A 24,059-nucleotide genomic window follows, 5' to 3' on the forward strand; every position below is an offset into this window, starting at 1 on the left:
CTACCGATCCTCGCGCGGCACTCCTGCTTCCGGCTGACTGCTTTCGATGCGTGGTCTGGCTACGGTGCGTTCAGCCGGTCGGACCGAAGGGCGATGCATGGACATCGGGCTCAATCCGCTGATATTCCTCGTGCCGGTGATCCTCGTGGCGTTTCTGATAAGAGCCGTCGCCGCAGGACGCGAACTGGCAGCGGCGGTCGACCGACTTCCGTAACCGCTGCGGTCGCTAGGCCAGCCGAGCCAGGGCCTCATCGGAGCCGGCTGACGACCGCTGCGGAGATCGCCGCCATCGTGGGGGCGCTCGTCGCCGTCATCGCGCTGTTGGCGGGACGCTGATGCATTCGACTGGTCTGTCGAGTCGGTGAAGCGCATCTCCTCTGCGGTGCGGCGCGCTGCGGGCGCCCGAGGACGGCCGTCAGGCCGCCCGCAGGGCGATCCGCGAGCGCGCACGGTGCGCCGCGCTTGCGCGGCGCCTTGATCCAGAAGAGATCAATTCGGCAGACAGCCAGCCCGACAGCCAGCCCGAGTGTCCGCCAGGCGGACCCCAACTTGCCAATGGTCATCGGCTCATTTCCGATACCACCAACTACTTTAGAAGACGTCTGGATCATCACGGAGCGTCGACCGGGTCAAGGTGTGACCTAGGCGGCGTCACGGACGGCGGTGACGGTCTGTCCGCTGTCGACCTTTACTGACCTCTGGATCGGGCACGTAACGGGCCCAGGTGATCTATGGAGCTAGTTCGTACTGGTCACGGCTCATACAATCTGCACGTGAAGGAGCCCGCCAGCAGAGCGCCGAGCGCTGCATTCAGCCCCGAGGAGATCGCGGCCCTTCAAGCGCTGGGGATCCCCGTAACGATGCAGCCGGGCAACGTCCTCTTCGCGGAGGGCGAGCGGACTGATCATGCCGTACTACTAAATCGTGGCCGAGTGAAGATCACCTCAACCGGATCTAATGGTCAAGAGGTGGTACTGGCTGTGCGTGGTCCAGGCGAAATCGTTGGGGAGATGGCTCCGTTGGACCGGCGTCCTCGATCGGCGACGGTAGTCGCGATCACGCCGGTGGAGGTATCGATCGTGAGGGCCGACGACTTCAACAACTTCCTGAACGAGCACCCCCGCGTCATGCGATCACTGTTGACGCAGGTGATCCGTCGTTTACGGGATGCCGACCACCGTCGTGTCGAATTGGCAACTACGAGCGTGATGGCGAGGGTCGCCAGCCGTCTACTAGAGCTGGCAAGTGTCGATTCTGAAGATGAGGATCATTCGGGTCTGAGTCCCGTGCCGGCCATGTCGCAGAGTGATCTTGCTTCGCTCGTGGGTGCATCTAGAGAGGCCGTGTCTAAGGTCCTGAGAACGCTGCGGAGCAGCGGAATTATCTCCACTCACTACAGGTCCATTGAGATTAAAGATCTTGATGCCCTGCGTGGGCTCGCACGGGAGAGTGAGTAGGGACACCATCAGGATTGGTACTACTACACAATCTGACTATGAAGTAGTACCGTATGGGTTCCCCGACCCTCGTCGTGCCCGGAAGGAGGGGACCCCTTGTACCGGCGTGGCTCGTACACCTTCCTTGGCCTGGATATTGAGGGCTTCGAAAGGGACGACCGGGGCGAATGCCTTCAGATCGGTCTTCGGGCTAGCCTCTACGACGCCTTGCTGTCGACGCTAGAGAAGGCTGCTGTAGAGCCGGTAGATCTACTTGATCGAGGTGATGGGGTGCTCGCCATCCTGCCTGCCTCTGTCGATGCCAAAGTGATGTTGACTGCGGTCATTCCTCGTCTGGTGGAGAGCCTGAACGCCCACAACGCGACCGCAAGTGGACCAGCCATCATGAGGCTGAGAGTGGTGATCCACGTCGGCATGGCGGTGCAAGACGGACGGGGTTACATCGGCAGAGATGTCCGGCTTGTCTTCCGGCTTCTGGATTCCGACACCCTAAGGCGGCGGCTGGCTCGCTCATCGGATTCGGTAGTTCTGGCCGTAACCCGTGAGATTTGGAAGGAGATCGATTCGCCACAACTGAAGGGGCTTCAACACTTGCCAGAGTTTGGCTCGCTCACGTTCGAGACCAAAGAGACTCGAGAGCAAGCCTGGGTTGCCGGAATGGGCAGGGCTGTCCCGGTGTAACGGCACCCTCACTGTCTTGGGCTGACTGCATGTCGCGCCCAACGTTTTCGTTGCTCAGCAAGGGAAGCAAGCGGTCCGCGCCGTTGCAGGACGCGGACCGCAGCCAACCTGATCTTCCTTGGGAAGGATCGAGATCAAGTGGCTCCTAGTATGCACACCAAGAATGCTCCAGAACCAAACCCGCCGCCACTGGACGTTCGGCTGGTCGTCCTGCTCGCGGCAGCGGGCGGCGCTGTTTGGCTTGGCCTGCGCGATCCTTTGACCGCCCTAGCGGTGGGTTTCGGGCTTAGTGTGCTGATTGCGCTCCATCAGCTCCTTAAGCCCTAGTCGCAAAGCTCTCATCCCATCTGCCGTCGACCCGCGCCTTTGTTGAGCGGGCCGCCGCCCGGGGGTGCCACGTCAAGCGGACCTTGACGGTCGGACGGCGGCTGGCACCCCGGGTGGTGGTCTGCTCGGCTCGCCCGGGGTCGACGGCGGGGCGGGATGGCTGAGCAACCACCCACGGACCCGCAAGCGGCCGACGGCGCTGGCGTTGATCATCCCCGGAGCCAGAGGGCCCCCGCCGGAGGCGCAGTAAGCCCGACCGCGACGGCGCGACCTCGCCGACTACGTTCGCGCGGCGACTACGCCGCGCGCCGAGCAAGCCGGCCGGGCTGCCAGCCGAGCAACATCACGAACCCTCGGCCCTGTCGGGCTTCGGCGGTCCCGAGGGTTTCTGCATTCGCGCCAGCCGACGGGCGTTAGGCGTGTCTGCCGCAGAGCGACAGCGGCAGCGGCGAGCGCGCGCCCCGGCGGCGGCGCGAACGGCCCGTTTCGGGCCCGCCTTGAAGACGTACAGAAGGTTCTCACACGCGCGCCGGGCAACTTCTAGGTCGGTAGGTTGCCGTGCTCCGCGTAAAGGGTGTCGCCGCGCTCCTTCGCCGCAAGAGCTGTCCGGAGACGACGCACGAGTCTGGGAGGGCTGTACTGATCCAGATCCCCCGCCGCGATGAACCGCCACTCAGCGAGTTCGCCGTCGCCGAAGGCGATGCCACCCTGTTCAGTCTCGGTAAGCGTGCTGCCGTCGAACACGAAGAGCAGCTTGTCGCCTTCGCCGTCTGCTGGTGCCCAGTCCACGACGAGAAGCGGACCGATCGGGATGCTCAGGCTCAGTTCTTCGCGGATCTCGCGGATACAGGCGGCTCGGGGTGACTCGCCGGGCTCGACGTAGCCACCGGGGATGTCCCAGTACTCCTTGTAGGTCGGACGAACGAGCAAGACGCGGCCGGCGTCGTCGGTGAAGAGGGCGCCTGCGGCGATGCGTGGGGTGGCCATGGGTGGGGTCTGGGCTGCCGTCACACGGGGAGCGTAGACGGCTCGAGTCATTCGAGCACGTTGAGGCGGCGAGCGAGGTTGACGAGCTGCGCGGGCGGCTTCCCGCGCTGGCGGCGAATCCAGGTCAACGCCAGTTGTCGGCTAAGGAAGTGATGCCGTACCTGCTCAGGAGCCATCTGCTCGGCGTCGAGGAGCGTGGCTTGTGCTTCCTCGGGGCGGTTCCAGGAGTTGTAGGCGCGGGCGACCTCCAGGGCGTGCCTGACTCGGCGCTCCATGGGCAGAGCGGACGTGTCGACGCGCGGGCCGAGGTCGACGGCGACTTGTACGTCGCCGAGTTCGGCTGCGGTTGCGACGCGGTGGATCGCGACGTTCGTTGGTCCGAACGCTGTCCAGACGTGGTTGGCGTCGGTGCCAAGCCGGCCGGCTGCCTGGTCGGCGACGGCGAGGAAGGTTCGGGTGGTGGCTGCATCGTTGGATCGGGCGGCGGCCATGGAGCCGGCGAGGAACAGGGTGCCGTACACCGATAGAAGCTGCGGCGTCGGCTCGTTCAGGTGTGGTTCGAGGTAGCCGGCGGCGTCCTCGGTGAGTTGGACGGCTTCTCGGAAGCGGCCGGTGGAGTGCAGGGCGTGGCCGACTGAGCGGAACAGGGAGCCGGTGACGACTGGGTCGCCGGTTGGTCGTACGGCGGTTAGTCCGCGGTCGGCGGCGATCCACGCTAGGTCGGATTCGCCGAGCTTGGTGAGCTGGGTGGCGGCGAGCTGGTAGGTCAGGCCGAGGAGCTTGCGGGCTTCGTCCTGGTCTGGACCGTCGAGTCCTTCGGCGGCGGCCTGTGCCATCCGGAGCAGGTCGGGTAGGCGTCCGGCCACGTGGCCGAATCGCGAGTCCTGGTAGGCGCCCCAGAGTGCCGTGACTTCTTGGCGTACGACGGCGAGAGCTGGAACGTCTCCGGTGCCGACGCTTCCGAAAGGGGTGATCGCTCGGTAGTCGGTGAGTGCGGCCCGCAACGCTGGCACGGTGATGGTGCCGCTGTCGTCGGTCCAGTCCATGAGGGACGGCTCGGCGAGCAGGTCGCCGAGCGAGACGTCCAGGACGTCGGCGAGCGCCTTGATGACCGACAGGCGGTCGAGTTCGATGCGGTTGTTCTCGACTTTGCCGAGCCAGTCGGCGGTGCGGCCCACGAGACCGGCGAGTACCTCTTGGGACAAGCCGCGTCGCCTTCGATACCAGGCCACACGCTCGCCAATCGTGAGGCTGTTGGTCATACCGCGCACAGTTACCCGTCCTCCCCGTGGGGTGACGACCCCAGAATTATTTTCCGGGTTGAGGGGCGGTTTCTGCCACAGCCTGTGAGCATGACCGAGCCCAACGTGCCAACCACCTGCCGCCACTGCGCTGGCAACGGCTGGAAGTACGCCACCCACCGGACCGCCGTCCGCGTCATCGCGCAGTCGTGCGGCGACGCCCGGTCGGTATGCCGGCGGTCGTGTGTGGACTGCGGTGGTACGGGTCGGGCGCCGGTCGGTTCCTGAGCTGGCATCGGGGTGGGTGCCGGCGTCGAGCCTCGCTTCTACATCGACAGTGCCCGCCTACCTCGGTGCCCTCCAGCTCCCCTATCGAGTTCGAAAGGTGCTTGTGGTGCCGACGAAGAGAGAAGAGTTCGAGCAGAGTCTGCGCGCCCGGTGGTTGGGCGAGCGGATGCGCAAACTGCGCGACGACCGCGGTTTGACGCTGAAGTACATCGCCGCGTACATCGGGGTGGAGTTCAGCACGCTGGCGCGCTACGAGCGCGCCGAGTGGCCGTTCCGCCAGGACCACGTGGTCGCGCTCCTGGACGCCTACGGGGTACATGACGAGGGCGAGCGGGAGCGGTTGATCCAGCTCGCCAGAGACGCCTGGCGGATCAACCGGTGGGAGCCGGACTTCGAGGGTGCGATCGACGATCCGTCGTTCGTCGACTGCCTGTGGCTGGAGTCCAGGGCGGAGCAGATCTGCGCCTACGGAACCATGGTCGTGCCACCGCTGCTATGCACGGTCGAGTACGCCAAGGCGCTGTTCTACTCCACTCACGGCCGGAACCTGCCGGAGTTCAGGGTGGACAAGTGGCTCGCCCTGCTCGTCGACCGGCAGAAGGTCCTGAACGGACCGAAACCGACCCGCGTACACGCCCTCGTCGAGGAGCAGGTCTTGCACCGGCCGATCGGCGGCGTCGCAGTGCTCCGTGCGCAGTTGGAGCACCTCGCTCGGCTGGCCGCACGTACTGACCTGGCGGTCGAGGTGCGGGTGTTGCCCGCCACCGCCGGAGCGCACGCCGGGCACTTCGGGGCGTTCACCGTCTTCCGGATGCCCACGCCGTACCCGCCCGTCGCGTACGTCGAGCACCTGGGCGGCCGCCTCTACATCGAGACCACCGCCGCTACGCACTACGGCGAGGCGTTCGACGCCATGGTCGAGCAGGCACTGCCGGCCAGCGAGTCCATCAACCTCATCGACCACGTCGCCGGCGAACTCGCCAGCAGCGACATGCGACTCAAGATGGGGAGTGCGGCATGAGTCCAGCGGTCAACCATGACGCGTTTGACGCGGCCGTGACGGCGGCAGCGCAGCGGATCGCCGCCTACGCGGACAAGCACCAGATTCCGATTACGCCTGCGCAGTGCGAAGACCTCGCCGGGATCGTGGTCCGGTTCGCCGAAGGATTCGTGACCGGCGTCAGCTTCGCCGCACACCGGGACAACCCGTTCGCCGAGTAGGAGGCAGCGCCGCCGTCCCGGATGTCGTCAGACGGGGCGGCGGCAGCCTATGCGCGATCCCGTGGGCGGGCCGCTGGATCTTGTACGAAGACACGAGGGAGCAACGATGCCGGCGTATCGGTTCGTGATCCTCTTGGCGCGTCCGGCTATGGGCGGACAGTTCGACACCATGGGCGGCGTCGACGTGCAGCCCGACGACACGATCCAGGTGGAGCGGCGCGGCCGAAGTCTCGCTGCTGCTGCGTCGACGGTGATTCGGGATCTGGAGGCGGTCGGGTTACGGCCGGTGCGGGTCTGTGACGGCGACTGGGTGACGCTGGCTGAGGTCGGTGATCGAATCGGCCGGTCACGCGAGAACGTCAGGCTATGGGCGGCTGGCAGGTACGGACCCGGTGGGTTCCCGCCGCCGCTGAACCCTGGCAAGCAGACGTCTTTCTACAGTTGGGCCGAGGTGTCAGTGTGGCTGCGAGAACGCATGGGCTTCGATGTGCCCGACCGTGAGCCGGTTCTGGCCGCGATGAACCTCGCGCTTCAGGTGCGGAACCTGCTGCCTCGGATGGCGGACGCGGCTGCGGTCCGCGCTCTGGTCGCAGAGGATCCGCTGCGGGCTGGTTGGGCGGAGCTGGTTGCTGAGGTTCGGGCGGCGTGACCTGCTCGCCCGTTGGGTGACGCGTCTTGTTGGGTCATGTTCACAGGGTTTAGGCTCCTGTCTTGACATGACCTGATCTCTTCAAGCTGGGTGGTGGCCTGATGGCAGGCTATGAGGTGCCGACGCCGAAGTACCTGCGCGTGTTGAACACGGTGCGGGAACGGATCGAGAACGGCACCTACCCGCCCGGCGCCGCACTGCCATCCGAATCGCAGCTCTGCAACGAGTTCAACGTCTCCCGTCCCACGGTCCTCAAGGCACTGGGCATCCTCAAGCAGGACGGGTGGATCGAGTCACAGCAGGGCAAGGGCAGCTTCGTACGCGGCCGCCCCCCGGCTGGGCGCGGTGCCCCCGCCTACGCGAAAGACGCGGTCGAGCTGGACGAGACGGCCCGAGTGGAACTGCTGCACGTCGGCCCCGTACTGGCCGCACCGAGAATCGCGGCGGCGTTGCAGATCCCAGACGGCACCCCCGTCTACGAACGCCGACGACGCACCGTCGCCGACGCAGGCCCGGTGGACCTGGTGGCCACGTTCGTGCCGGTCGAGATCGCCGTCGGCACCGCGATCACCAAACCCGAACCCATCGCCGGCAGCGTGGTTGAGCATCTGGCGCGGCTCAAGCAGGTGCGGCCGGACTACGTAACCGAGGCGCTGACGGCCCGCACCGTCAGCGCTGAGGAGGCGGAGCTGCTCGGCGTGCCGGCCGATGAGGCAGCCATCGTGGTGACCGTGACCGTGCACCAAGCCTCTGGTGAACCGCTGCTGACCTCGTTGATTGTGATGCCAGGCAGCCGCCACGAGATCGAGGACGTCTACCCACTGTCCTGATCGGACCAATTGACTTCGCGCTATCTGAAGATCGACCCCCTTGACACTCGCCTGTACTTACAAGCTGACGTAACTTATAAGCACAACAGGATGTTCTGTTGAAGCTTGTCAAGCCAGGAGGTGCAGATCATGGTTCCCCTCTCCCTACGCGTGCCGGTCCCGTTCGAGTACGTGTTCCCGCACGGTGCGCTCGCCCTGGGCGTCGACGCGCAGGTCGACTTCGACCGGCGAGGCGAAGGCGACGACCAGGCGCGGGACAAGGACTCCGGCGAGCGGATCTGGGTCGTCCGCGTCATGGACCTGGACCCCGAAGCCGGACGGTTCGGCCGGACCACTGAAGTCAAGGTCAAGGTGATCGCCCCGCACCGTCCGGTACTGCCCACCTCGTCCGTGCCCGGCTATCCGCCGTCGGTCGAGTTCGACGGGCTCACTCTCACGCCCTATGTGGACTCGCAGCGATGCAAGCCGGGCGGTGACTGCAAGGCCCGGATGGCGTACTCGCTGCGCGCCTCGGCCGTGAAGCCGGCCGGCGTTCTGCCCGCCGCCGCCTGATCCGAAAAGTCTGCGGGGCGGACCGTTTCCCCGCCAAGAGTCCCGGTCCGCCCCGCACCCGAACCCACCCTTGGAAGGGAGGGCCGTCGTGCCAACCGTAATCCACCCTGACCTGATCCCGCCCGGACGCGGCGAGGTCTGGCGACACTGCGAGATCTGCGACGACCTCGCCGCCATGCCACCACACGCCACCATCTGCGACGCCTGCACACCGGTCATCTCGCCGGCGTACGGGCTGCGCCTGGTCGACAGCGACCGGGGGTGGTCGTGATGACCACGCCGGAAGCCTCGTCGTTCGGCGTCGACCTGTCCGCGCTGCTGCGCACGATGCCGGGCCTGTCGGCGACGGCTGCGGAGCGGGCGGACTGGTACGAGCGCAAGGCCGCCCTGCTGTCTCGGGTCGCCGCCGAGGACACCACGTCGAACGGTTGCGAGGCGGCCGAGCTGGCCCGTGCGGCGCGCCTGCGGGCGGTCGAGTTGCGGGAGGGCCGGTGACCATCATGGCTCGTCCTCGGATCGGCCGGCCGTGTCTGGTCGACGAGATCCGCTGCCCGCACTGCGGCGAGTGGGTCAAGCCGCGCAAGTTCGACCTGGAACACATGGCGTGCAAGCGCTGCCGCCGCACGCTCGCAAGGCCGCGGTGGTCGCGGCTGGGGTGGTGGCTGCGATGACCGTTCGCCGTACCGTCGTTCGCCGTCTTGCCGCTCCTGGCATCGCCGCTGTTCGGACTGTCTACATCGGATGTCCGGTGGATGTGTTGCGGGTGGCCGCGTTGGTGGAGATCTCCGCCGCCGCCGCGAACCTGGCCCGCACCGTCGTCCGGATGCGCCACCTCGACCCGGCCGCGATTGCCGCCTACGTCGCCGATCCGGCCGACGCACGGGCCGTCCTCGGGCGCGGCCGGTGGCTGCCCTCCATGACCGCTCACGTGCCCACTCCGCCGGCCGGCAAGCCACGTCCCGTGCGACGCCGTAAGCCGCGTGCTGGCACGTCGACGCAGCTTCCGCTACCGCTGCCCACCGTCGAGGGGAGGTGACCACTGCCGTGCCGTTGATCAATGTGATTCCGGGAGACAAGATCCCGACCGCGCCGTTGAACGTACGGCTGCCGATGTGGCGCGTCCCGTGGTGGCTGCTCGTCCCGTACTGGCTTGTACGCGGCCTCTACACCCTCATCGCGTTCGCGCTGCGCCATTGGTGGGCCACCAGCCCGACCGTACTGGTGTTGTGGGTGTGGGGCCGCTACGGCTGGCCCACGCTCGTTGTCGCCGTGACCGCGTTCGCCGTGGTGTGCGTGTCCTGGTGGCGTCTACACGCGGCCTCGTGGCTGCGGTTCGCCTGGTACCCGACAATCGCCCGGCTGCGCCGAGTCTGGGTCTACCAACGACGCTGGGCCTCGGCGATGGCCACCTGCGGGCTGGCGATCGCGTTCGACCGCGACCGGTACGTCCCTCGCCTGGTCGGCGTGCGCTGCGACCGGTGGGGCGATGAGGTAACCGTCCGGCTCCTGCCCGGTCAGATCCCGGACGACTGGGCCGCCGCCGCCCACCGGCTGGCCTACACGTTCCGGGTCCGCGATGGCCGTGCCCGGTCGACGGAGCAGCCGGATCGGGTGGCGCTGCGGTTCCTCCGCAAAGACCCGCTCGCCTCCCTCGTGAAGCCGCTACCGATGCCGGCCGTGCCCGACTTCACCGCGCTACCCCTCGGCGTCCGCGAGGACGGCGAGATTTACCGGCTGCGGCTTGCCGGCTCGCATCTGCTGATCGCGGGCGCGACCGGCTCCGGGAAAGGGTCGGTGATCTGGTCGCTGGTTCGTTCCCTGTCGGGCGGCATCGCATTGGGGTTGGTGGAGCTGTGGGTGTTCGACCCCAAGGGCGGCATGGAACTCGCCCCCGGCCGGGCGTTGTTCGCCCGGTTCGCCTACGAAAACCCCGACTCCATGGCCGGCGTCCTGGAAGAGGCCGTCAAGCGCATGAAGGAACGCGCGGCCCGGCTACGCGGCGTCGCCCGCCAGCACACCCCGACGACGGGTGACCCGGCGATCGTGGTCCTGGTCGACGAGCTGGCCGCGCTGACCGCCTACATCTCCGATCGGAAGGTCAAGGAACGCATCCGCGAATCGCTGGGCCTCCTGCTCTCACAGGGCCGCGCGGTCGGCGTCCACGTGGCGGCGGCGTTGCAGGACCCGCGCAAGGACGTGCTGCCGTTTAGGGACCTGTTCCCCACCCGGATCGGGCTGCGGCTGACCGAGGACGAGCAGGTCGACATGGTCCTCGGCGACGGTGCCCGCGACCGCGGAGCCCTCTGCGACCAAATCTCCGAAACCGCACCCGGCGTCGCCTACGTCGCCATCGACGGTGTACGCGAGCCCGTGCGAGTGCGGTTCTCCTACCTCACCGACGACGACATCGCCGACCTGGCGGCCGGCTACGCCCTGGCGGGAGGTGCCGCATGAACGTACAACGTGTCGAGAGCGTCGTCCTGGTCCTCATCCTGCTCATCGTCGGCGGGCTCGCCGGGGCGGCGTCGTTCACCCACGTGCACGACTGGACCATGCACAACTCCCCGGCCGGTACCGGGGACTGGTTCGGCTGGGCGAACGCCGCCATCTCCGAACTGATTCCGATCGCCGCGCTGCTGACCATCCGGCGGCGGCGCCGGAGCGGCGGCTCGGTCGGGTATCCGCTGTTCCTGCTCGTCGCCGCCGTCGCCCTGTCCCTGGCCGCGCAGCTCGCCGTGGCCAAGCCGGGCCTGTCCGGCTGGCTGCTGTCGTCTGTGCCGGCACTGGCGTTCCTCGGCCTGTCCAAGCTCGTCCTGACCGTCCCGGCGCCGTCCTCCGTCCAGGACGACGCGAGGACGGCACAGGACGAAGATCGTCCCGACCTCGTACCGGTGCAGGTCAGCGTCCAGGACGAGCAGAACGACGACCAGGGCGCGGTGACCGTGGACCTGATCCAGACGGCACGGCGGCACGCCGCCGAACACAGGGCCGCGACCGGCCGGCCGATCACCCGCGACGAGCTGCGCGCCGCGCTCCGCGTCGCGAGCGGTACCGCGTCGGAGTTGCTGCGGCTGATCCGCGAAACCGACTCGGCATCGCCCGGCTCGGCCCGCCGAGAGCTGGTGCCAGTTACCCCGTTCCCGGCCCGCAACGGCACCACCCCAACCACCACGGGAGGTGACCAATGACCGACCCCCACCCCGTTGACCCCCGGCCCGGCTCGCGCGCGGCCCGGATGCGCCAGCCCCTAGCCAAGGACGCGCTGCGGCTCCTCGCCGAGCAGTACGGCGTGTGCGTCCGCCCCCTCGCCCTGCGCCGCACCGACACCACCACCGGGCTAACCGAGGTTATTGAAGTCCCCTGCGGCGCCCGGCTCGCGGCCAGGTGCAAGCCGTGCGCCGAACGCAACCGGCGGCTCCGCATCCAACAAATCCGCGAAGGCTGGCACCTCGCCGACGAACCAGCCATCCGCCCCGACCGGCCGGCAGACGAGCTGCTGGAGCTAGTCCGGCGTCGGGCGCATCTGGAGTTCGAGCGCGAACAGCTCATGTTCCAGCCAATGACCCCGGACGAGCGGGCCGCTCGCCTGGCCGACATCGACGCGCAGATCATCGAGCTGGACCATGTGCTCGAAGAGTCCGACCTACGCGGCCACCTCACACCCCGCGACCGGGACGACAACCGGCCCCGCCGCACCCGATCGACGAAGCGGCGGCAGGACTCTCCGGATCTGCCACGGCTCCCGGTCGACAAGCGCACGGTTGGGCGCACCTACGCGGGCAGGACCGGCAAGACGCACCGGCCGTCCATGCTGCTCACGCTGACCCTGGACTCGCACGGGGCGGTGCACCAGCACATCCGACGTGGCGCGTACGTGTTGCCTTGCGAGTGCGGCGCCCGGCACGGCCAACGCGATGACGTGCTGGGCACGCCGATCGACCCGGACGCCTACGACTACCGGCGGGGTGCCCTGGACGCGATCCACTTTGCGCGGGTCCTGGATCGGTGGTGGCAGAACCTGCGCCGGGCGGCCGGGTGGAACGTCCAATACGCCGGCGCCGTCGAGCTCCAACGCCGACTGGCACCCCACGCGCACTTCGCGATCCGCGGCACGCTCCCGCGTCGGCTGCTCAAGCAGGTGGCGGCGGCGACCTATCACCAGGTGTGGTGGCCAGCCTTCGACAAGCCGGTCTACACAGTGGACCGGCCGCCAGTCTGGGACGCCGACCGGGGCACGTACGTCGACCCGAAGACGAAGCAGCCGCTGCAAACCTGGGCCGAAGCGCTCGACGCGATCGAAGACGACGACGCCGAACCGGCCTACGTGGCACGGCTGGGGCGGATCGACGCGCGCGGCATCGAGCAGGGCACTAAGGACGCCGAGCGGGCTATCCGGTACGTGACCAAGTACGTCACCAAGGACATCACCGACCACGCATCGCCGCACTCGGACCCGCAGCGGGCACACTTTGACCGCCTCCACGCCGAACTGTCCACCCTGCCGTGCTCACCGACGTGCGCGAACTGGCTGCTCTACGGCGTCCAACCAGACGGGGCAAAGCCGGGCCTCGTTCCGGGCCGCTGTTCCGGCAAGGTGCACCAGCGAGCAACGCTCGGTTTCACCGGCCGGCGCGTTCTGGTCTCTCGGCAATGGTCCGGCAAGACCCTCGCCGACCACCGAGCCGACAACAGGGCCTGGGTTCGCGCGGTGCTGGCAACCGGCGAGGAAGAGGCGGAGCAACCCGACCGGTACACGTTTGAGCTGGCACGACCGGACGACCCCGACATCCCACCCCTGGAACACCGGCTCCTGCGCGCCATCTCCACCCGCATCCGATGGCGCGCCGACCTACGCCAAGCCAACCAACGGTTTTCGGCAACCGCCGCGATCCACGAGATCAGGCAACCGGCATGACCACCAACGGGAAGGAATCCATGACGAACGTTATCCCCCTCATCCCTCGCCAGGCGCGCCGCGACCCGCAAGAGAGCGCCGTCTACACCGTGAAGGAAGCGGCCCGCCTGCTGTCCATCTCGGTCAGCACCGCGTACGCCCTGGTCCGCTCCGGCGACATCCCCGCCGAACGGCTGGGCCGGCGCTGGGTCATCCCCCGCAAGCGATTCCACGCCTGGCTGGACGGAGCCACAGTCCCTGTTTCGGCAACCGGCACCGACTCACCCCGAAAGAGCTGGTGATCGCGATGGGCTTCGTGAGCAAGACGCCATCCGGCTCGTACCGGGCGAACTGGCGGGACGGTACCGGCAAGCAGAAGGCGAAGACGTTCCGCACCAAGAAGGAGGCGAACACCTTCCTGTCCGACGTGGAGAGCGCCGTCAACCGTGGCACCTACGTCGACCCACACGCCGGAAAGATGAAGTTCGGCGAGTTCGCCGCGCGCTGGCTGGCCAGCCGGAGCGTGGAGGCGCGCACGGCCGAACGCACGCTCTCGCTGATGAGGACGCACGTGCTCCCCCGCTGGGCGGACTGGCCACTGTCCAAGGTCGACTTCATGGCGGTACAGGAGTGGGTGACCGACCTGGGCAAGCACCTCGCCCCGGCGACTGTGGCCAAGTGTCATGGCCTGGTCGTCATGATCCTGCGGACCGCTGTCCAGGCGCGGCTGATCGCGATCAACCCGGCGGTCGGCGTGAAGATCCCGCGCGACCGGTCAGGCGACGTGAAGCCTGCCACGATCAGCCGCGGCGCCTTCTTCGGCAAGCTGCTTCCGGCCGTTCCGGCGAGGTACAGAGCGATCGTCTGCGCCGCCGCCGGAGCGGGCCTGCGCTGGGGCGAGTGCGCCGGCCTGCCGTGGAGCGCGGTCGACCTCGACAAGCGGACCCTGCGCGTGGTCCAGGTCGCCGTGGAGACCCACGGCGACATCGTGATCCGGCCGTACCCGAAGAGCCGCGCCGGGGTGCGGACCGTGCCAATGCCCACGTTCCTCGTCGACGAGCTGCGCAAGCTCAAGACCGACAAGCTCGTCTTCACCAACCGCGCTGGCCAGCCTCTTCGCCGGTCGAATTTCCGCCGCCGGATCTGGCTGCCGTCACTGGTCCGGGCGGGCCTTCTCGGCAACATCACCCACAAGAGCCCACACAAGTACCTCGCCACCTGGCCGGACGGCGACGGAATCGAGTGGTCGACGGAGTTCACCACCGAACGCGAGGCGGTCGCGCACATCGCGATGAAGGCGGCTGGTGGGCTGCGCTTCCATGACCTGCGTCACTCATACGCTACGTGGCTGGTCACTGACGGAGTGCCAATCAACGTGGTCCAGCGAGTCATGGGCCACGAGCAGGCGTCGACCACCCTCAACCGCTACACCCACACCCCGGACGACTACGCCGATCATGTCCGGAAGGCGCTTGCTGACGATCCGCTGACTTTCCAGCCGCCCGGAGATCCACAAGGTACGGACGATGAGGACTGACCTGCGGCGGAATGGTCCCCCAGAAGGGGACGACCCCCGCCGGGGGGAGGCGGGGGCCGTCTGGGGTCCGGCTCCGGGGGGGTCGAGCCGAACCCACTCAGCGGTCACGGGGGGTGCAACCGCCGAGAGCAGCCGAGGGTTCACGTCGTGTAGGGACATGAAACCGCGTCGTAAGCACAAGCATGCCTGAGCACCCGGGCGCGCGTCGAGTGGCGTTTGCCGCAACTCGTGCGACACGCCGACCAAATATGGTGATCCAGGTCGCCGTCAGGCTGATCAGCGGCTCAGAACCGCAGGTGAGCGGGGCATGTGGCTACGCCAGGCGAGCACGGACCAACTTTAGCCGCTCCGGCTAGACTGGCGGCTCGTGGGCCGAAGTGCCGCCTTTTTTGACCTGGATAAGACCGTCATCGCAAAGTCCAGTGCGCTGGCGTTCGGCCGGCCGTTCTATCGGGACGGCCTTATCACTAGGCGAGACGTGGTCAAGTCCGCGTACGCCCAGTTGATGTTTCGGCTGGGCGGCACGGACGAGCAGACGATGGCCCGCACCCGTGACTATCTCGCGCAGCTCTGCAAGGGCTGGCGGGTGGACCAGGTGCGCCAGATCGTCGCGGAGACGCTGCACGAGCTGATCAACCCGTACGTGTACGCCGAGGCGGCCGCCTTGATCGAGGAGCACCAGGCAGCGGGCCGGGATGTGGTGCTGGTCTCCGCGTCGGGCGAAGAGATGGTGCGGCCGATCGGCGAGTTGCTCGGCATCACCGACGTGATCGCCACCCGGATGACCATCGAGGATGGCCGGTACAGCGGCGAGGTCGAGTTCTACGCCGCTGGTCCGAGCAAGGTCGAGGCGGTCCGCGAGATGGCCAAGGAGCGCGGTTACGACCTCGAAGAGTCGTACGCGTACTCCGACTCGTTCAGCGATGTCCCGCTGCTGGAGTCGGTCGGTCATCCGACCGCCGTCAACCCGGGCCGGGCGCTGCGCCGGCTGGCCACCGAGAACGCGTGGCCGGTTCTGGAGTTCCGGCATCCGATCCCCCTGGGCAGGCGGTTGCGGGAACGGCCGGCGGTGCCGGTGGCGGCGGCCGCGATCGGCGTCGGGGTCGGAGTGGCGATCGGGATCGCCTGGTACGGCAGGCGCCGCGGACGCGGTCGTAGCGCGTAGGCGCACAGGTAGACGTACCAGTAATCACCGACCGTCACACAATCCTGTAGAGGGCTAGCGATCTAGGCCGGTGCGGCGTAGAACAAGAGGTGCGGACCCCGCCAGACGGGCTCCGTGCACGGCCACCGGGCACCCACGCGCGACCAGCCGCGGCAGGCGCGTTGCGGCGGCACCCTTGAGGACCGCTGACAACGACATGGAGGTGCACGCTTGGTAACCCGGATGGACGTGTGTGACGGCGCCTCGACACTGAGGCGCCGTCCACGTGTTCAGGGGCATTTGGTAAGCCCTAGACGTCCGTTGCGGGCGCGGCGAGGCCGCCACTAGCGATGTCGCCGAGTTGGGGCCGGATCGCGGCTTCCGGCCTGACGCAGCGCCGATCGGCCCAACCCAACCGCGTCGATCAAGGAGATCTGCATGGATCAAGGGCAAATGCACGCGGATACGAGATCAAAGCACGTGCGTTTGCCCTTGATCGGCGGAAGCGACGCCGGACCCGCGGGAAGCGGCGTCCGACGCCGGACCCCGCGGGAAGCGACGCCGGACCCGCGGGAAGCGGCGTCCGACGCCGGACCCCGCGGGAAGCGGCGTGGGAAGCGAGGCTAGGCGGGGGCCAGGCGGGCTAGCGCGTGGCGGTCGCGCAGTTCCTGGTACACCGACCGGAAGACGCCAGGGCGGCGGTGGAAGTCGATGCCCTGGGCCCAAAGCGGCGTCTGCACATGGCCACCGTCGCGCCGTTCGATCAGCACCGTCATCCCGCTCGGAATCTCCAGCCGCCCGAACCGGTGTGACGCCTGATGCAGCCGGATGTGTTCCACGTCATGCCAGGCCAGCGTGCGAGTGCGGAGCAGCCCGCGCACACGCACCCCGTACCCGTTGACGTACACGCCCATCCGCATGATGCGGAAGGCGCCGATCACCCAGACAACGGCGAAGCCGATTGCGAGTGCGAGGAAGGCCGTGCCGGTCAGCCGGAAGAGGTTTTCGGTGGCGCCGCCGAGGATGGCGAGGGCGACCAGTTCCCAGCCGATGACCAACCATCGACCCCGGCCCGGTGTGTAGGGCCGATGCCACTGCGTAGTCACGCGGGCAAGGGTAGCCTGGCCAAGCCGCCGCCTGGCGCGCGGTGATCGCCGCGCGGGGTCCATCGGCGGCCGCGAGACACGGATCGATCAAGAGACATCGATGGAACCTACGGGCGCGGGGCAGCGGTGAGGGCCTCGCAGACCTCTGTCAGTTCGTCGGCGGCCTGGGACACGGCCGCCGCGTAGTGGCGTAGCCAGGAGCGGACCCCGTCCCGGGTGCCGGTGGCGAAGGCCCCCGCCGCGCCGACGTACTCGGGCTCTCTCGCGAGGTGCCCGACTTCGACGGCGAGCAACCCTCGCGGGTCGAGGCCGCTACAGATCAGCGTGAGCCGCGCGGCGGCGCGCGCGACCAGGCCGGACGGGCCCGCGAACGGCCGCAGTGCGAGCAGTTCGCCGTGCACGACGGCGGCGAGGATCAGCGGCGGCGCCTTCGTGTCGCCGGCGACGAGCGCCGCGAGCGTGTCCAGCCGTGCCGCCCCAGCCGCGTCGGCGGATGGGCGGCCCAGGGCGTCGGTGGGTACGGAGCCGGTGGCCGCAAGTACGTGAAGGCGCGCGAGCACCTGGCGGGGCGCCTTCGGCCAGCGGTCGGCCAGGTCTCCCAGTGCCCCCGCCACGCGCAGCGCTCCCTGCATGACCGGGTCGGTCACGGTGCCGGCCCGGACGGCCTCCCGGTCGTGCGGGTGCCCTTCGAGCGCGGCGCTGGCAACCGCCGCACGCAGGTTGGCCTCGGCGGCGACCTGGCCGCCCTGCCGCCGCAGCGCGCGGTGCCGCAGCGCGGCGTCGACGCGGTCGCGCGCGCTGGACAGGGCGTCGCCCACGTCAGCCAGCTCGAGAAGGGGCGCAAGTGGATCGGTACTCACGCACAGCACACTAGCCGTGCTCAGGACTGTTCGTAACAGGCTCGAAACGGCAAGATATGCGCAGGGGAACCCGGTCACCGCAGCGAGTAACACGCTCGGCGATCCGGTGTGACTCGGCGCACGGAGCCTCGACGCGCCAGCACTAACCTCACAGACGACGACCCGAGACATATCACACCGCGGGAGGAGCAGCCCCATGAGCGAGACCCTGGAGAACCTGCTACAGGAGACCCGGCAATTCCCGCCGCCGGAAGCGCTCGCTGTCAACGCCAACGTCACCGCCGCCGCCTACGACGAGGCTGCCGCTGACCGGCTTGGCTTCTGGGAGCAGCAGGCCAAGCGGCTGAGCTGGGCAAAGCCGTGGGACGAGGTACTGGACTGGTCCAACCCGCCGTTCGCGAAGTGGTTCGTGGGCGGCGAGCTCAACGTGGCGTACAACTGCCTGGACCGGCACCTGGCCGAGGGCCGCGGCGACAAAGTCGCGATCCACTGGGAAGGCGAGCCCGGCGACACCCGCACGATCACGTACGCCGACCTGCACAAGAGCGTCTGCCAGGCGGCGAACGCGCTGACCAACCTCGGGGTGCGGGCCGGTGACCGGGTCGCGATCTACATGCCGATGATCCCCGAGGCGGCGGTGGCGATGCTCGCGTGCGCCCGGATCGGTGCCACGCACAGCGTGGTGTTCGGCGGCTTCTCGGTCGACGCGCTCTCCGGCCGCATCCAGGACGCCAGCGCCAAGGTCGTGATCACCGCCGACGGCGGCTACCGCCGGGGCAACCCGTCAGCGCTCAAGCCGACCGTCGACGAGGCGGTGGCGCAGTGCCCGACGATCGAGCACGTGCTCGTCGTACGCCGCACCGGCCAGGACGTCAGCTGGGGCGACAAGGACGTCTGGTGGCACGAGGTGGTCGAGAAAGCCGACCCGCACCACGAGGCGCAGCCGTTCGACGCCGAGCACCCGCTCTTCATCCTGTACACCTCCGGTACGACGGCGAAGCCGAAGGGCATCCTGCACACGACCGGCGGCTACCTGACCCAGGTGAGCTACACCCACCACGCGGTCTTCGACCTCAAGCCCGACACCGACGTGTACTGGTGCACCGCCGACATCGGCTGGGTGACCGGCCACTCGTACATCGTCTACGGACCACTCTCCAACGGCGCTACCCAGATCATGTACGAGGGCACGCCGGACACCCCGCACAAGGGCCGTTTCTGGGAGCTCGTCGAGAAGTACAAGGTCACGATCATCTACACCGCCCCCACGCTGATCCGCACGATGATGAAGTGGGGCGACGACATCCCGGCCAAGTTCGATCTATCGTCGCTACGCCTGCTGGGCAGCGTCGGCGAGCCGATCAACCCAGAGGCCTGGATCTGGTATCGGCAGAACATCGGCCGCGGCGAGTGCCCGGTGGTCGACACCTGGTGGCAGACGGAGACCGGCGGCATCATGATCTCGCCGCTGCCCGGTGTGACGGCGGCGAAGCCCGGTTCGGCGATGTCCCCGCTGCCCGGCATCAGTGCCGACGTGGTCGACGACACCGCCGCCAGCGTGCCGAACGGCGGCGGTGGTTACCTGGTGCTGCGCGAGCCGTGGCCGTCGATGTTGCGCACGATCTGGGGTGACGACCAGCGCTTCATCGACACGTACTGGTCGCGTTTCGAGGGCGTGTACTTCGCTGGTGACGGCGCCAAGCGCGACGCCGACGGGCACATCTGGCTGCTCGGCCGGGTCGACGACGTGATGCTGGTGTCGGGTCACAACATCTCCACGACCGAGGTGGAGTCGGCGCTGGTCAGCCACCCGAGCGTGGCAGAGGCGGCGGTGGTCGGCGCGACCGACCCGACGACCGGCCAGGCGATCGTGGCGTTCGTGATCCTGCGCGGCACCGTCGAGGGCGGGGACGAGCTGGTCAAGGACCTGCGCAACCACGTCGCGAAGACGCTCGGCCCGATCGCCAAGCCACGGCAGATCATGCTGGTGCCGGAGCTGCCCAAGACACGGTCCGGCAAGATCATGCGCCGGCTGCTGCGCGACGTCGCGGAGAACCGCTCCCTGGGCGACGTCACGACGCTCCAGGACTCGGCGGTCATGGATCTGATCTCGTCCGGCATGCAGAGCAGCAAGGCCGACGAAGACTGACGAGGAGTGACGCTGTTGGGGCGGATGAGTCACATCTGCCCCAACAAACAACTCCTGTAGATATTGCCACCAGCGCATTTGACTCCTTAGGTTGGCCGAGGCTGCCAAAAATCGCAGCCGACCAGCCGGACGCCCGACCACCCCTGACCATGTGGCGGCGGGCGTTCCACTCATCGGAGGTAAACCTGGTGCGCAAACTCATGGTGGGCGTGCTCACCGTGTCGCTGGCGTCGGGCCTCGGGGTGTCCCTCGGCCCATCAGCCGTCGCGGCACCACCGGCGGACGCACCCGCCACGGCCGTCAACCCCTCGAAGGACGCCGCCCCTCGGGACGACGACCTGCCCAACCCCCTGGAAGACAAGCGTCGTGAGCTGCGCGAGCAGGCGGTCAGCGACGTCATCAGCGGTCGGGCGAAGCCCGAGACCCGCAATGGCAGCACGGTGGTCAAGGTCGGCCAGGCCACGAACGCAACCGGCCCGCTGGCGCGCAAGGGCGGCAAGACCACGGCCAGCAAGGACCAGTACGTCGAGCTGGCACGCGAACGGACCGACGAGATCTTCGTGATCCTTACCGAGTTCGGCAACGAGCGGCACCCCGACTTCCCGGACGTCGACAGCGACCCGTCGGTGCCCGGCCCGGCCCGCTTCGACGGCCCGCTGCGCAACCAGATTCCCGAGCCGGATCGCACGGTCGACAACTCGACGATCTGGCAGGCGGACTACACCGCCGACTACTACCGGCAGCTCTACTTCGGCACCGGTGCTGGTGTCGAGTCGGTGAAGACCTACTTCGAGGCGCAGTCGTCCGGCCGGTACAGCGTGGACGGTCAGGTCACGAACTGGACCAAGGTCAAGTACAACGAGGCCCGGTACGGTCGCGACAACTGCGACGCGTGCACGGGTGGGCGCAACATCTGGGCGCTCGTGAGCGACGCCGCCAACCAGTGGGTCGCCGACCAGAAGGCCTCCGGCAGGACCGACGCCGAGGTCGCCGCGGACGTCAAGGCCATGGACAAGTGGGACCGGTACGACCACGACGGCGACGGCAACTTCAACGAGTCCGACGGTTACATCGACCACTTCCAGATCGTCCACGCCGGTGGCGACGAGGCCGACGGTGACCCGTGGCAGGGCGAGGACGCGATCTGGAGCCACCGCTGGTACGCCTACGCCGACCAGATCGGCGCGACCGGCCCGTCGACGAATCCGCTCGGCGGCACCCAGATCGGCAACACCGGTGTCTGGATCGGCGACTACACCGTTCAGCCGGAAAACGGCGGCCTCTCGGTCTTCGTGCACGAGTACGGCCACGACCTGGGCCTGCCGGACGACTACAACATCAACAACGGTGGGGACAACAACAACGAGCACTGGACGCTGATGGCGCAGAGCCGGCTGTCCGCAAAGGACGACCAGGCCATCGGCACCCGCCCCGGCGACCTCGGCGCGTGGAACAAGCTCCAGCTCGGCTGGCTCGACTACGAGATCGTGGTGGCTGGGCAGAAGAAGACGATCAACCTGGGCCCGCAGGAGTACAACACCGCCCGGCCGCAAGCGGTCGTCGTGGTCCTGCCCAAGCGCGCCCGCGAGATCGACAACGGCGCCCCGTTCGAGGGCGAGAAGCAGTGGTTCTCCGGCAACGAAGACGACCTGCGCAGCTCGCTCACCGCACCGGTCGACCTGACCGGCAAGTCGTCCGCGACGCTCACCGCGAAGGTGCGGTACTCGATCGAGGCCGGCTACGACTACATGTACCTGGAGGCGTCGACCGACGGCAGCACCTGGACGCCGCTCAGCGGCACCGTCGACGGTCACGCGTTCTCGCAGGACAGCGCCGGCCGACCGGTTATCGACGGCGAGAGCACGGGCTGGGCCGACAAGACATGGGTCGACCTGTCGGTGCCGCTGGACGCGTACGCGGGCAAGAACATCCAGTTCCGGTTCCGCTACGTCACCGACGGCGGCGTGTCCAAGGGCGGCCTCATGGCCGACGCGATCACGGTGACCGCTGACGGCGCGACCGTGCTGAGCGACGGCGCCGAGGGCGACGGCGCGTTCGTTGCCGACGGCTTCTCGCAGCTGCCCGGCTCGGAGACCCGCTACTACGACAACTACTACATCGCGGGTCACCGCTCGTACGTGTCGTATGACAAGTACCTGAAGACCGGTCCGTACTTCTTCGGGTACGCCAACACGATGCCGGACAAGGTCGACCACTACGCGTACCAGCAGGGCCTGCTGATCTCGTACTGGGACACCTTCTACGCCGACAACGACACGTTCGACCACCCCGGCGAGGGGCGCAACATGATCATTGACGCGCACCCGAAGCCGTTCTACCGGATCGACGGGCAGCCGTGGCGCGCACGCGTGCAGGTCTACGACGCGACGTTCGGCCTCACCAAGGCCGACTCGTTCACCCTGCACGTCAACGGCCAGCCGTCGTACATCCGCGGTCAGGACGCCAAGCCGGTGTTCGACGACACCAAGCAGTACTGGTTCCCGGAGCTGCCGAACCACGGGGTCAAACTCCCCGCGGTCGGTGTCAAGATCCGCGTGGTGGAGGTCGACGGCACCACCATGAAGATCCGCATCTCGTGAGAAACGGCGGGGCCGGGAACCACCCGGCCCCGCCCCTCGTCTGAATAGAGTGACTTTGCGGAGACTCGCGGTAGTGGCCGTCCTTGTGCTAGCCGGCTGTGGAGAGGGGGCACCGGTGAGCGAACAGCCCCCTTCGACGACGCCCCCACCCACCAGCAGCGCGCCCGCCAAACCCCCGACGACGCCCACCGACCAGCGCCCCAAGGACATCCTGGTCGGCAAGGTCACCCGGGGCGGCGAAGGGCCCTGCTACGGCATGGTCACCGACGACGGCAAGGAGTACGCCCTCTACAGCGCCGCCGGCACCAAGCTGACCGAGGGCGACACCGTCAAGATCCGCTACGAGCCGCTCCGCCTGAAGATCTACTGCGGCCCCGGAGAGCACGTCAGCGCGCTGGAGATCACGGTAGTGAAGTGAACGCGTACTCGTGGCCGCACGGCGGGCCAGCCGCGATGCCGAACCGCCGCTCGTCGAGGTCGAGCAGCACCGAGTAGACCGTCTCCGACCGCTCCAGCGGCTCGTCCCGCTCGTCCACGTGCCGGCAGATCGCGCTCGGGTACCCGGCGTGGTCGCGAAAGACGGCGGCCAGGTCGTCCTCGGTCACCTTCCGCGCCGCGGCGGCCTCCGCGAGCAGCCGCCGGGCCCGCGCGCCGCGAAACAGCGTCGCGCCGCCGAGGTCCTTCGCCCGATCGTGTACCGGCAGCGCCGTCTCCAGATGGTTGGCGTGCGTGAGCACCCCGTCGACCGGGTGCAGCCAGCCCGCGTCGCCCGGCACCAGCTCCAGATCGATGATCTCGCCACCCGCCTCGTGGGCCTGCCCGAGCAGCAGGTTGAGAGACGCATTGCGCGGCGTCCGGCAGGCGACCTTCAGCGCGCCACCCAGATGGTCGCTCTCCAGAACCGCGCGGACCACGACGTGGTACGGCACGCCGCCGCCGACCGTGCCGTCGCGGTCGCAGCCGAGCAGGTTGAGGCACACGCCGAGCCCGGCCGAGTTGAGCCCCGCCTTGGCCAGCATCCCCGCCTCGGCGAGCGTGATCACCGTGTGCCCGCGCTCGTCGGTGGTTTGCAGCACGACCATGGCCTCGCGCTGGGCAGGGTGCCAGTCCCAGTTCTGCCCCATCAGCAGGTGGCCGCCCGCGGTGTGCGTGTCGAGCACGCCCGCGGCTGTGCACCCACCGTCCGGCTGCTTACCGTAGGCCGGCCACGTGCCGTAGATAAGCTCGGTGCGCGCGTTCAGCGCGTACACCTCGTCGACGTGCACGCCGGCGCCCTCGGCCACCCCGTCGAGCATCTCGGCGATCCGCGGATGCACCGCCCGGGTCGTGCCCCGGTAGCCCGCTCCTGCCGCGCGCACCGCCGGCCGGTCCAGCCCCGCCTGATCGTGAAACCGTCGCAGGTAGAGCGCGACGTTCTCGGCGATCAGCGCTTCGGCGGCCACCCCGTAGGCGGCGCCGCACTCGGCCGGTGTGCCGGCAACAGAGATCAACGGAAGCGGCAACCTCATGCCTGAAGGCTAGGGCCTGTGTCAACGT

The 24,059-nt window shown here is 68.2% G+C and carries 26 protein-coding genes; 21 read left to right on the forward strand and 5 right to left on the reverse strand.

All coding sequences use genetic code 11. The annotated features are described in order from the left end of the window. The first annotated feature begins 773 nt into the window (after positions 1-773). Complete coding sequence (locus V6V89_RS04420; RefSeq protein ID WP_334617632.1) at positions 774-1,457, forward strand: Crp/Fnr family transcriptional regulator; 684 nt, start codon at positions 774-776, stop codon at positions 1,455-1,457. Positions 1,458-1,553: 96 nt separating this feature from the next. Beyond that, positions 1,554-2,138 (forward strand): hypothetical protein, encoded by a 585-nt coding sequence (locus V6V89_RS04425; protein ID WP_334617633.1) that lies wholly within the window; start codon positions 1,554-1,556, stop codon positions 2,136-2,138. Between the two features lie 867 nt (positions 2,139-3,005). On the opposite strand, the gene V6V89_RS04430 is transcribed toward V6V89_RS04425, so the two are convergent. Together V6V89_RS04430 and V6V89_RS04435 are read right to left on the reverse strand one after the other, a co-directional pair. Further along, positions 3,006-3,476 carry an NUDIX hydrolase gene (locus V6V89_RS04430; protein ID WP_334617634.1) on the reverse strand — a complete coding sequence of 157 codons (471 nt, stop codon included), beginning with the start codon at positions 3,474-3,476 and terminating at the stop codon, positions 3,006-3,008. 23 nt (positions 3,477-3,499) lie between these two features. Further along, positions 3,500-4,714 carry a helix-turn-helix domain-containing protein gene (locus V6V89_RS04435; RefSeq protein WP_334617635.1) on the reverse strand — a complete coding sequence of 405 codons (1,215 nt, stop codon included), beginning with the start codon at positions 4,712-4,714 and terminating at the stop codon, positions 3,500-3,502. Positions 4,715-4,804: 90 nt separating this feature from the next. Between V6V89_RS04435 and V6V89_RS04440 the strand changes: the two genes are divergently transcribed. The 16 genes from V6V89_RS04440 (at position 4,805) to V6V89_RS04515 (ending at position 15,829) form a co-directional block, all read left to right on the forward strand. Beyond that, positions 4,805-4,981 carry a hypothetical protein gene (locus V6V89_RS04440; RefSeq protein ID WP_334617636.1) on the forward strand — a complete coding sequence of 59 codons (177 nt, stop codon included), beginning with the start codon at positions 4,805-4,807 and terminating at the stop codon, positions 4,979-4,981. Positions 4,982-5,087: 106 nt separating this feature from the next. Further along, positions 5,088-6,002 (forward strand): helix-turn-helix domain-containing protein, encoded by a 915-nt coding sequence (locus V6V89_RS04445; protein WP_334617637.1) that lies wholly within the window; start codon positions 5,088-5,090, stop codon positions 6,000-6,002. Then, the gene (locus V6V89_RS04450; protein WP_334617638.1) at positions 5,999-6,202 is read left to right on the forward strand and encodes a hypothetical protein; all 204 of its coding nucleotides are present in this window, start codon (positions 5,999-6,001) and stop codon (positions 6,200-6,202) included. Before V6V89_RS04445 ends, V6V89_RS04450 begins: the two co-directional genes overlap by 4 nt. A gap of 106 nt (positions 6,203-6,308) precedes the next feature. Then, complete coding sequence (locus V6V89_RS04455; RefSeq protein ID WP_334617639.1) at positions 6,309-6,851, forward strand: hypothetical protein; 543 nt, start codon at positions 6,309-6,311, stop codon at positions 6,849-6,851. A 101-nt stretch (positions 6,852-6,952) separates the two neighbouring features. After that, positions 6,953-7,681: a GntR family transcriptional regulator gene (locus V6V89_RS04460; RefSeq protein WP_334617640.1), complete on the forward strand. Its 729-nt coding sequence runs from the start codon at positions 6,953-6,955 to the stop codon at positions 7,679-7,681. Between the two features lie 129 nt (positions 7,682-7,810). Further along, on the forward strand, positions 7,811-8,233 hold the full coding sequence (locus V6V89_RS04465; protein ID WP_334617641.1) for a hypothetical protein: 423 nt from the start codon (positions 7,811-7,813) through the stop codon (positions 8,231-8,233). 88 nt (positions 8,234-8,321) lie between these two features. Then, positions 8,322-8,504, forward strand: coding sequence for a hypothetical protein (locus V6V89_RS04470; protein ID WP_334617642.1), 183 nt, complete (start codon positions 8,322-8,324; stop codon positions 8,502-8,504). Further along, complete coding sequence (locus V6V89_RS04475; RefSeq protein WP_334617643.1) at positions 8,504-8,728, forward strand: hypothetical protein; 225 nt, start codon at positions 8,504-8,506, stop codon at positions 8,726-8,728. The genes V6V89_RS04470 and V6V89_RS04475 overlap by 1 nt, the downstream gene beginning before the upstream one ends. A 5-nt stretch (positions 8,729-8,733) precedes the next feature. Further along, positions 8,734-8,904 carry a hypothetical protein gene (locus tag V6V89_RS04480; protein ID WP_334617644.1) on the forward strand — a complete coding sequence of 57 codons (171 nt, stop codon included), beginning with the start codon at positions 8,734-8,736 and terminating at the stop codon, positions 8,902-8,904. A 77-nt stretch (positions 8,905-8,981) separates the two neighbouring features. Beyond that, positions 8,982-9,269: a hypothetical protein gene (locus V6V89_RS04485; RefSeq protein WP_334617645.1), complete on the forward strand. Its 288-nt coding sequence runs from the start codon at positions 8,982-8,984 to the stop codon at positions 9,267-9,269. Beyond that, positions 9,266-10,687, forward strand: a complete 1,422-nt coding sequence (locus tag V6V89_RS04490; protein ID WP_334617646.1) for an FtsK/SpoIIIE domain-containing protein — start codon at positions 9,266-9,268, stop codon at positions 10,685-10,687. Before V6V89_RS04485 ends, V6V89_RS04490 begins: the two co-directional genes overlap by 4 nt. After that, positions 10,684-11,421: a DUF2637 domain-containing protein gene (locus V6V89_RS04495; RefSeq protein WP_334617647.1), complete on the forward strand. Its 738-nt coding sequence runs from the start codon at positions 10,684-10,686 to the stop codon at positions 11,419-11,421. The genes V6V89_RS04490 and V6V89_RS04495 overlap by 4 nt, the downstream gene beginning before the upstream one ends. Next, positions 11,418-13,148 carry a replication initiator gene (locus V6V89_RS04500; RefSeq protein WP_334617648.1) on the forward strand — a complete coding sequence of 577 codons (1,731 nt, stop codon included), beginning with the start codon at positions 11,418-11,420 and terminating at the stop codon, positions 13,146-13,148. The genes V6V89_RS04495 and V6V89_RS04500 overlap by 4 nt, the downstream gene beginning before the upstream one ends. 20 nt (positions 13,149-13,168) lie before the next feature. After that, complete coding sequence (locus V6V89_RS04505) at positions 13,169-13,429, forward strand: helix-turn-helix domain-containing protein (RefSeq protein ID WP_334617649.1); 261 nt, start codon at positions 13,169-13,171, stop codon at positions 13,427-13,429. A 5-nt stretch (positions 13,430-13,434) separates the two neighbouring features. After that, positions 13,435-14,664, forward strand: a complete 1,230-nt coding sequence (locus V6V89_RS04510) for a tyrosine-type recombinase/integrase (protein ID WP_334617650.1) — start codon at positions 13,435-13,437, stop codon at positions 14,662-14,664. Between the two features lie 367 nt (positions 14,665-15,031). Then, positions 15,032-15,829 (forward strand): HAD family hydrolase, encoded by a 798-nt coding sequence (locus V6V89_RS04515; protein WP_334617651.1) that lies wholly within the window; start codon positions 15,032-15,034, stop codon positions 15,827-15,829. 602 nt (positions 15,830-16,431) lie between these two features. Here V6V89_RS04515 and V6V89_RS04520 read toward each other — a convergent pair. Beyond that, the gene (locus V6V89_RS04520) at positions 16,432-16,914 is read right to left on the reverse strand and encodes a PH domain-containing protein (protein WP_334617652.1); all 483 of its coding nucleotides are present in this window, start codon (positions 16,912-16,914) and stop codon (positions 16,432-16,434) included. 107 nt (positions 16,915-17,021) lie between these two features. Further along, complete coding sequence (locus tag V6V89_RS04525; RefSeq protein WP_334617653.1) at positions 17,022-17,774, reverse strand: oxidoreductase; 753 nt, start codon at positions 17,772-17,774, stop codon at positions 17,022-17,024. A gap of 196 nt (positions 17,775-17,970) precedes the next feature. Between V6V89_RS04525 and acs the strand changes: the two genes are divergently transcribed. From acs to V6V89_RS04540, 3 genes are all read left to right on the forward strand, one after another. Next, a complete protein-coding gene (gene acs / locus V6V89_RS04530; RefSeq protein ID WP_334617654.1) occupies positions 17,971-19,923 on the forward strand; it encodes an acetate--CoA ligase in 1,953 nt (650 codons plus the stop codon). 203 nt (positions 19,924-20,126) lie between these two features. After that, positions 20,127-22,523: an immune inhibitor A domain-containing protein gene (locus tag V6V89_RS04535; protein ID WP_334617936.1), complete on the forward strand. Its 2,397-nt coding sequence runs from the start codon at positions 20,127-20,129 to the stop codon at positions 22,521-22,523. 115 nt (positions 22,524-22,638) lie between these two features. Beyond that, a complete protein-coding gene (locus tag V6V89_RS04540) occupies positions 22,639-22,941 on the forward strand; it encodes a hypothetical protein (RefSeq protein WP_334617655.1) in 303 nt (100 codons plus the stop codon). Here the strand turns inward: V6V89_RS04540 and V6V89_RS04545 are convergent. Further along, complete coding sequence (locus tag V6V89_RS04545; protein ID WP_334617656.1) at positions 22,925-24,031, reverse strand: C45 family peptidase; 1,107 nt, start codon at positions 24,029-24,031, stop codon at positions 22,925-22,927. The two genes, V6V89_RS04540 and V6V89_RS04545, sit on opposite strands and share 17 nt — an antisense overlap. Between the last annotated feature and the right edge of the window lie 28 nt (positions 24,032-24,059).

Source organism: Micromonospora sp. CPCC 206061 (genome assembly GCF_036906915.1).
Taxonomy (GTDB): domain Bacteria; phylum Actinomycetota; class Actinomycetes; order Mycobacteriales; family Micromonosporaceae; genus Phytohabitans.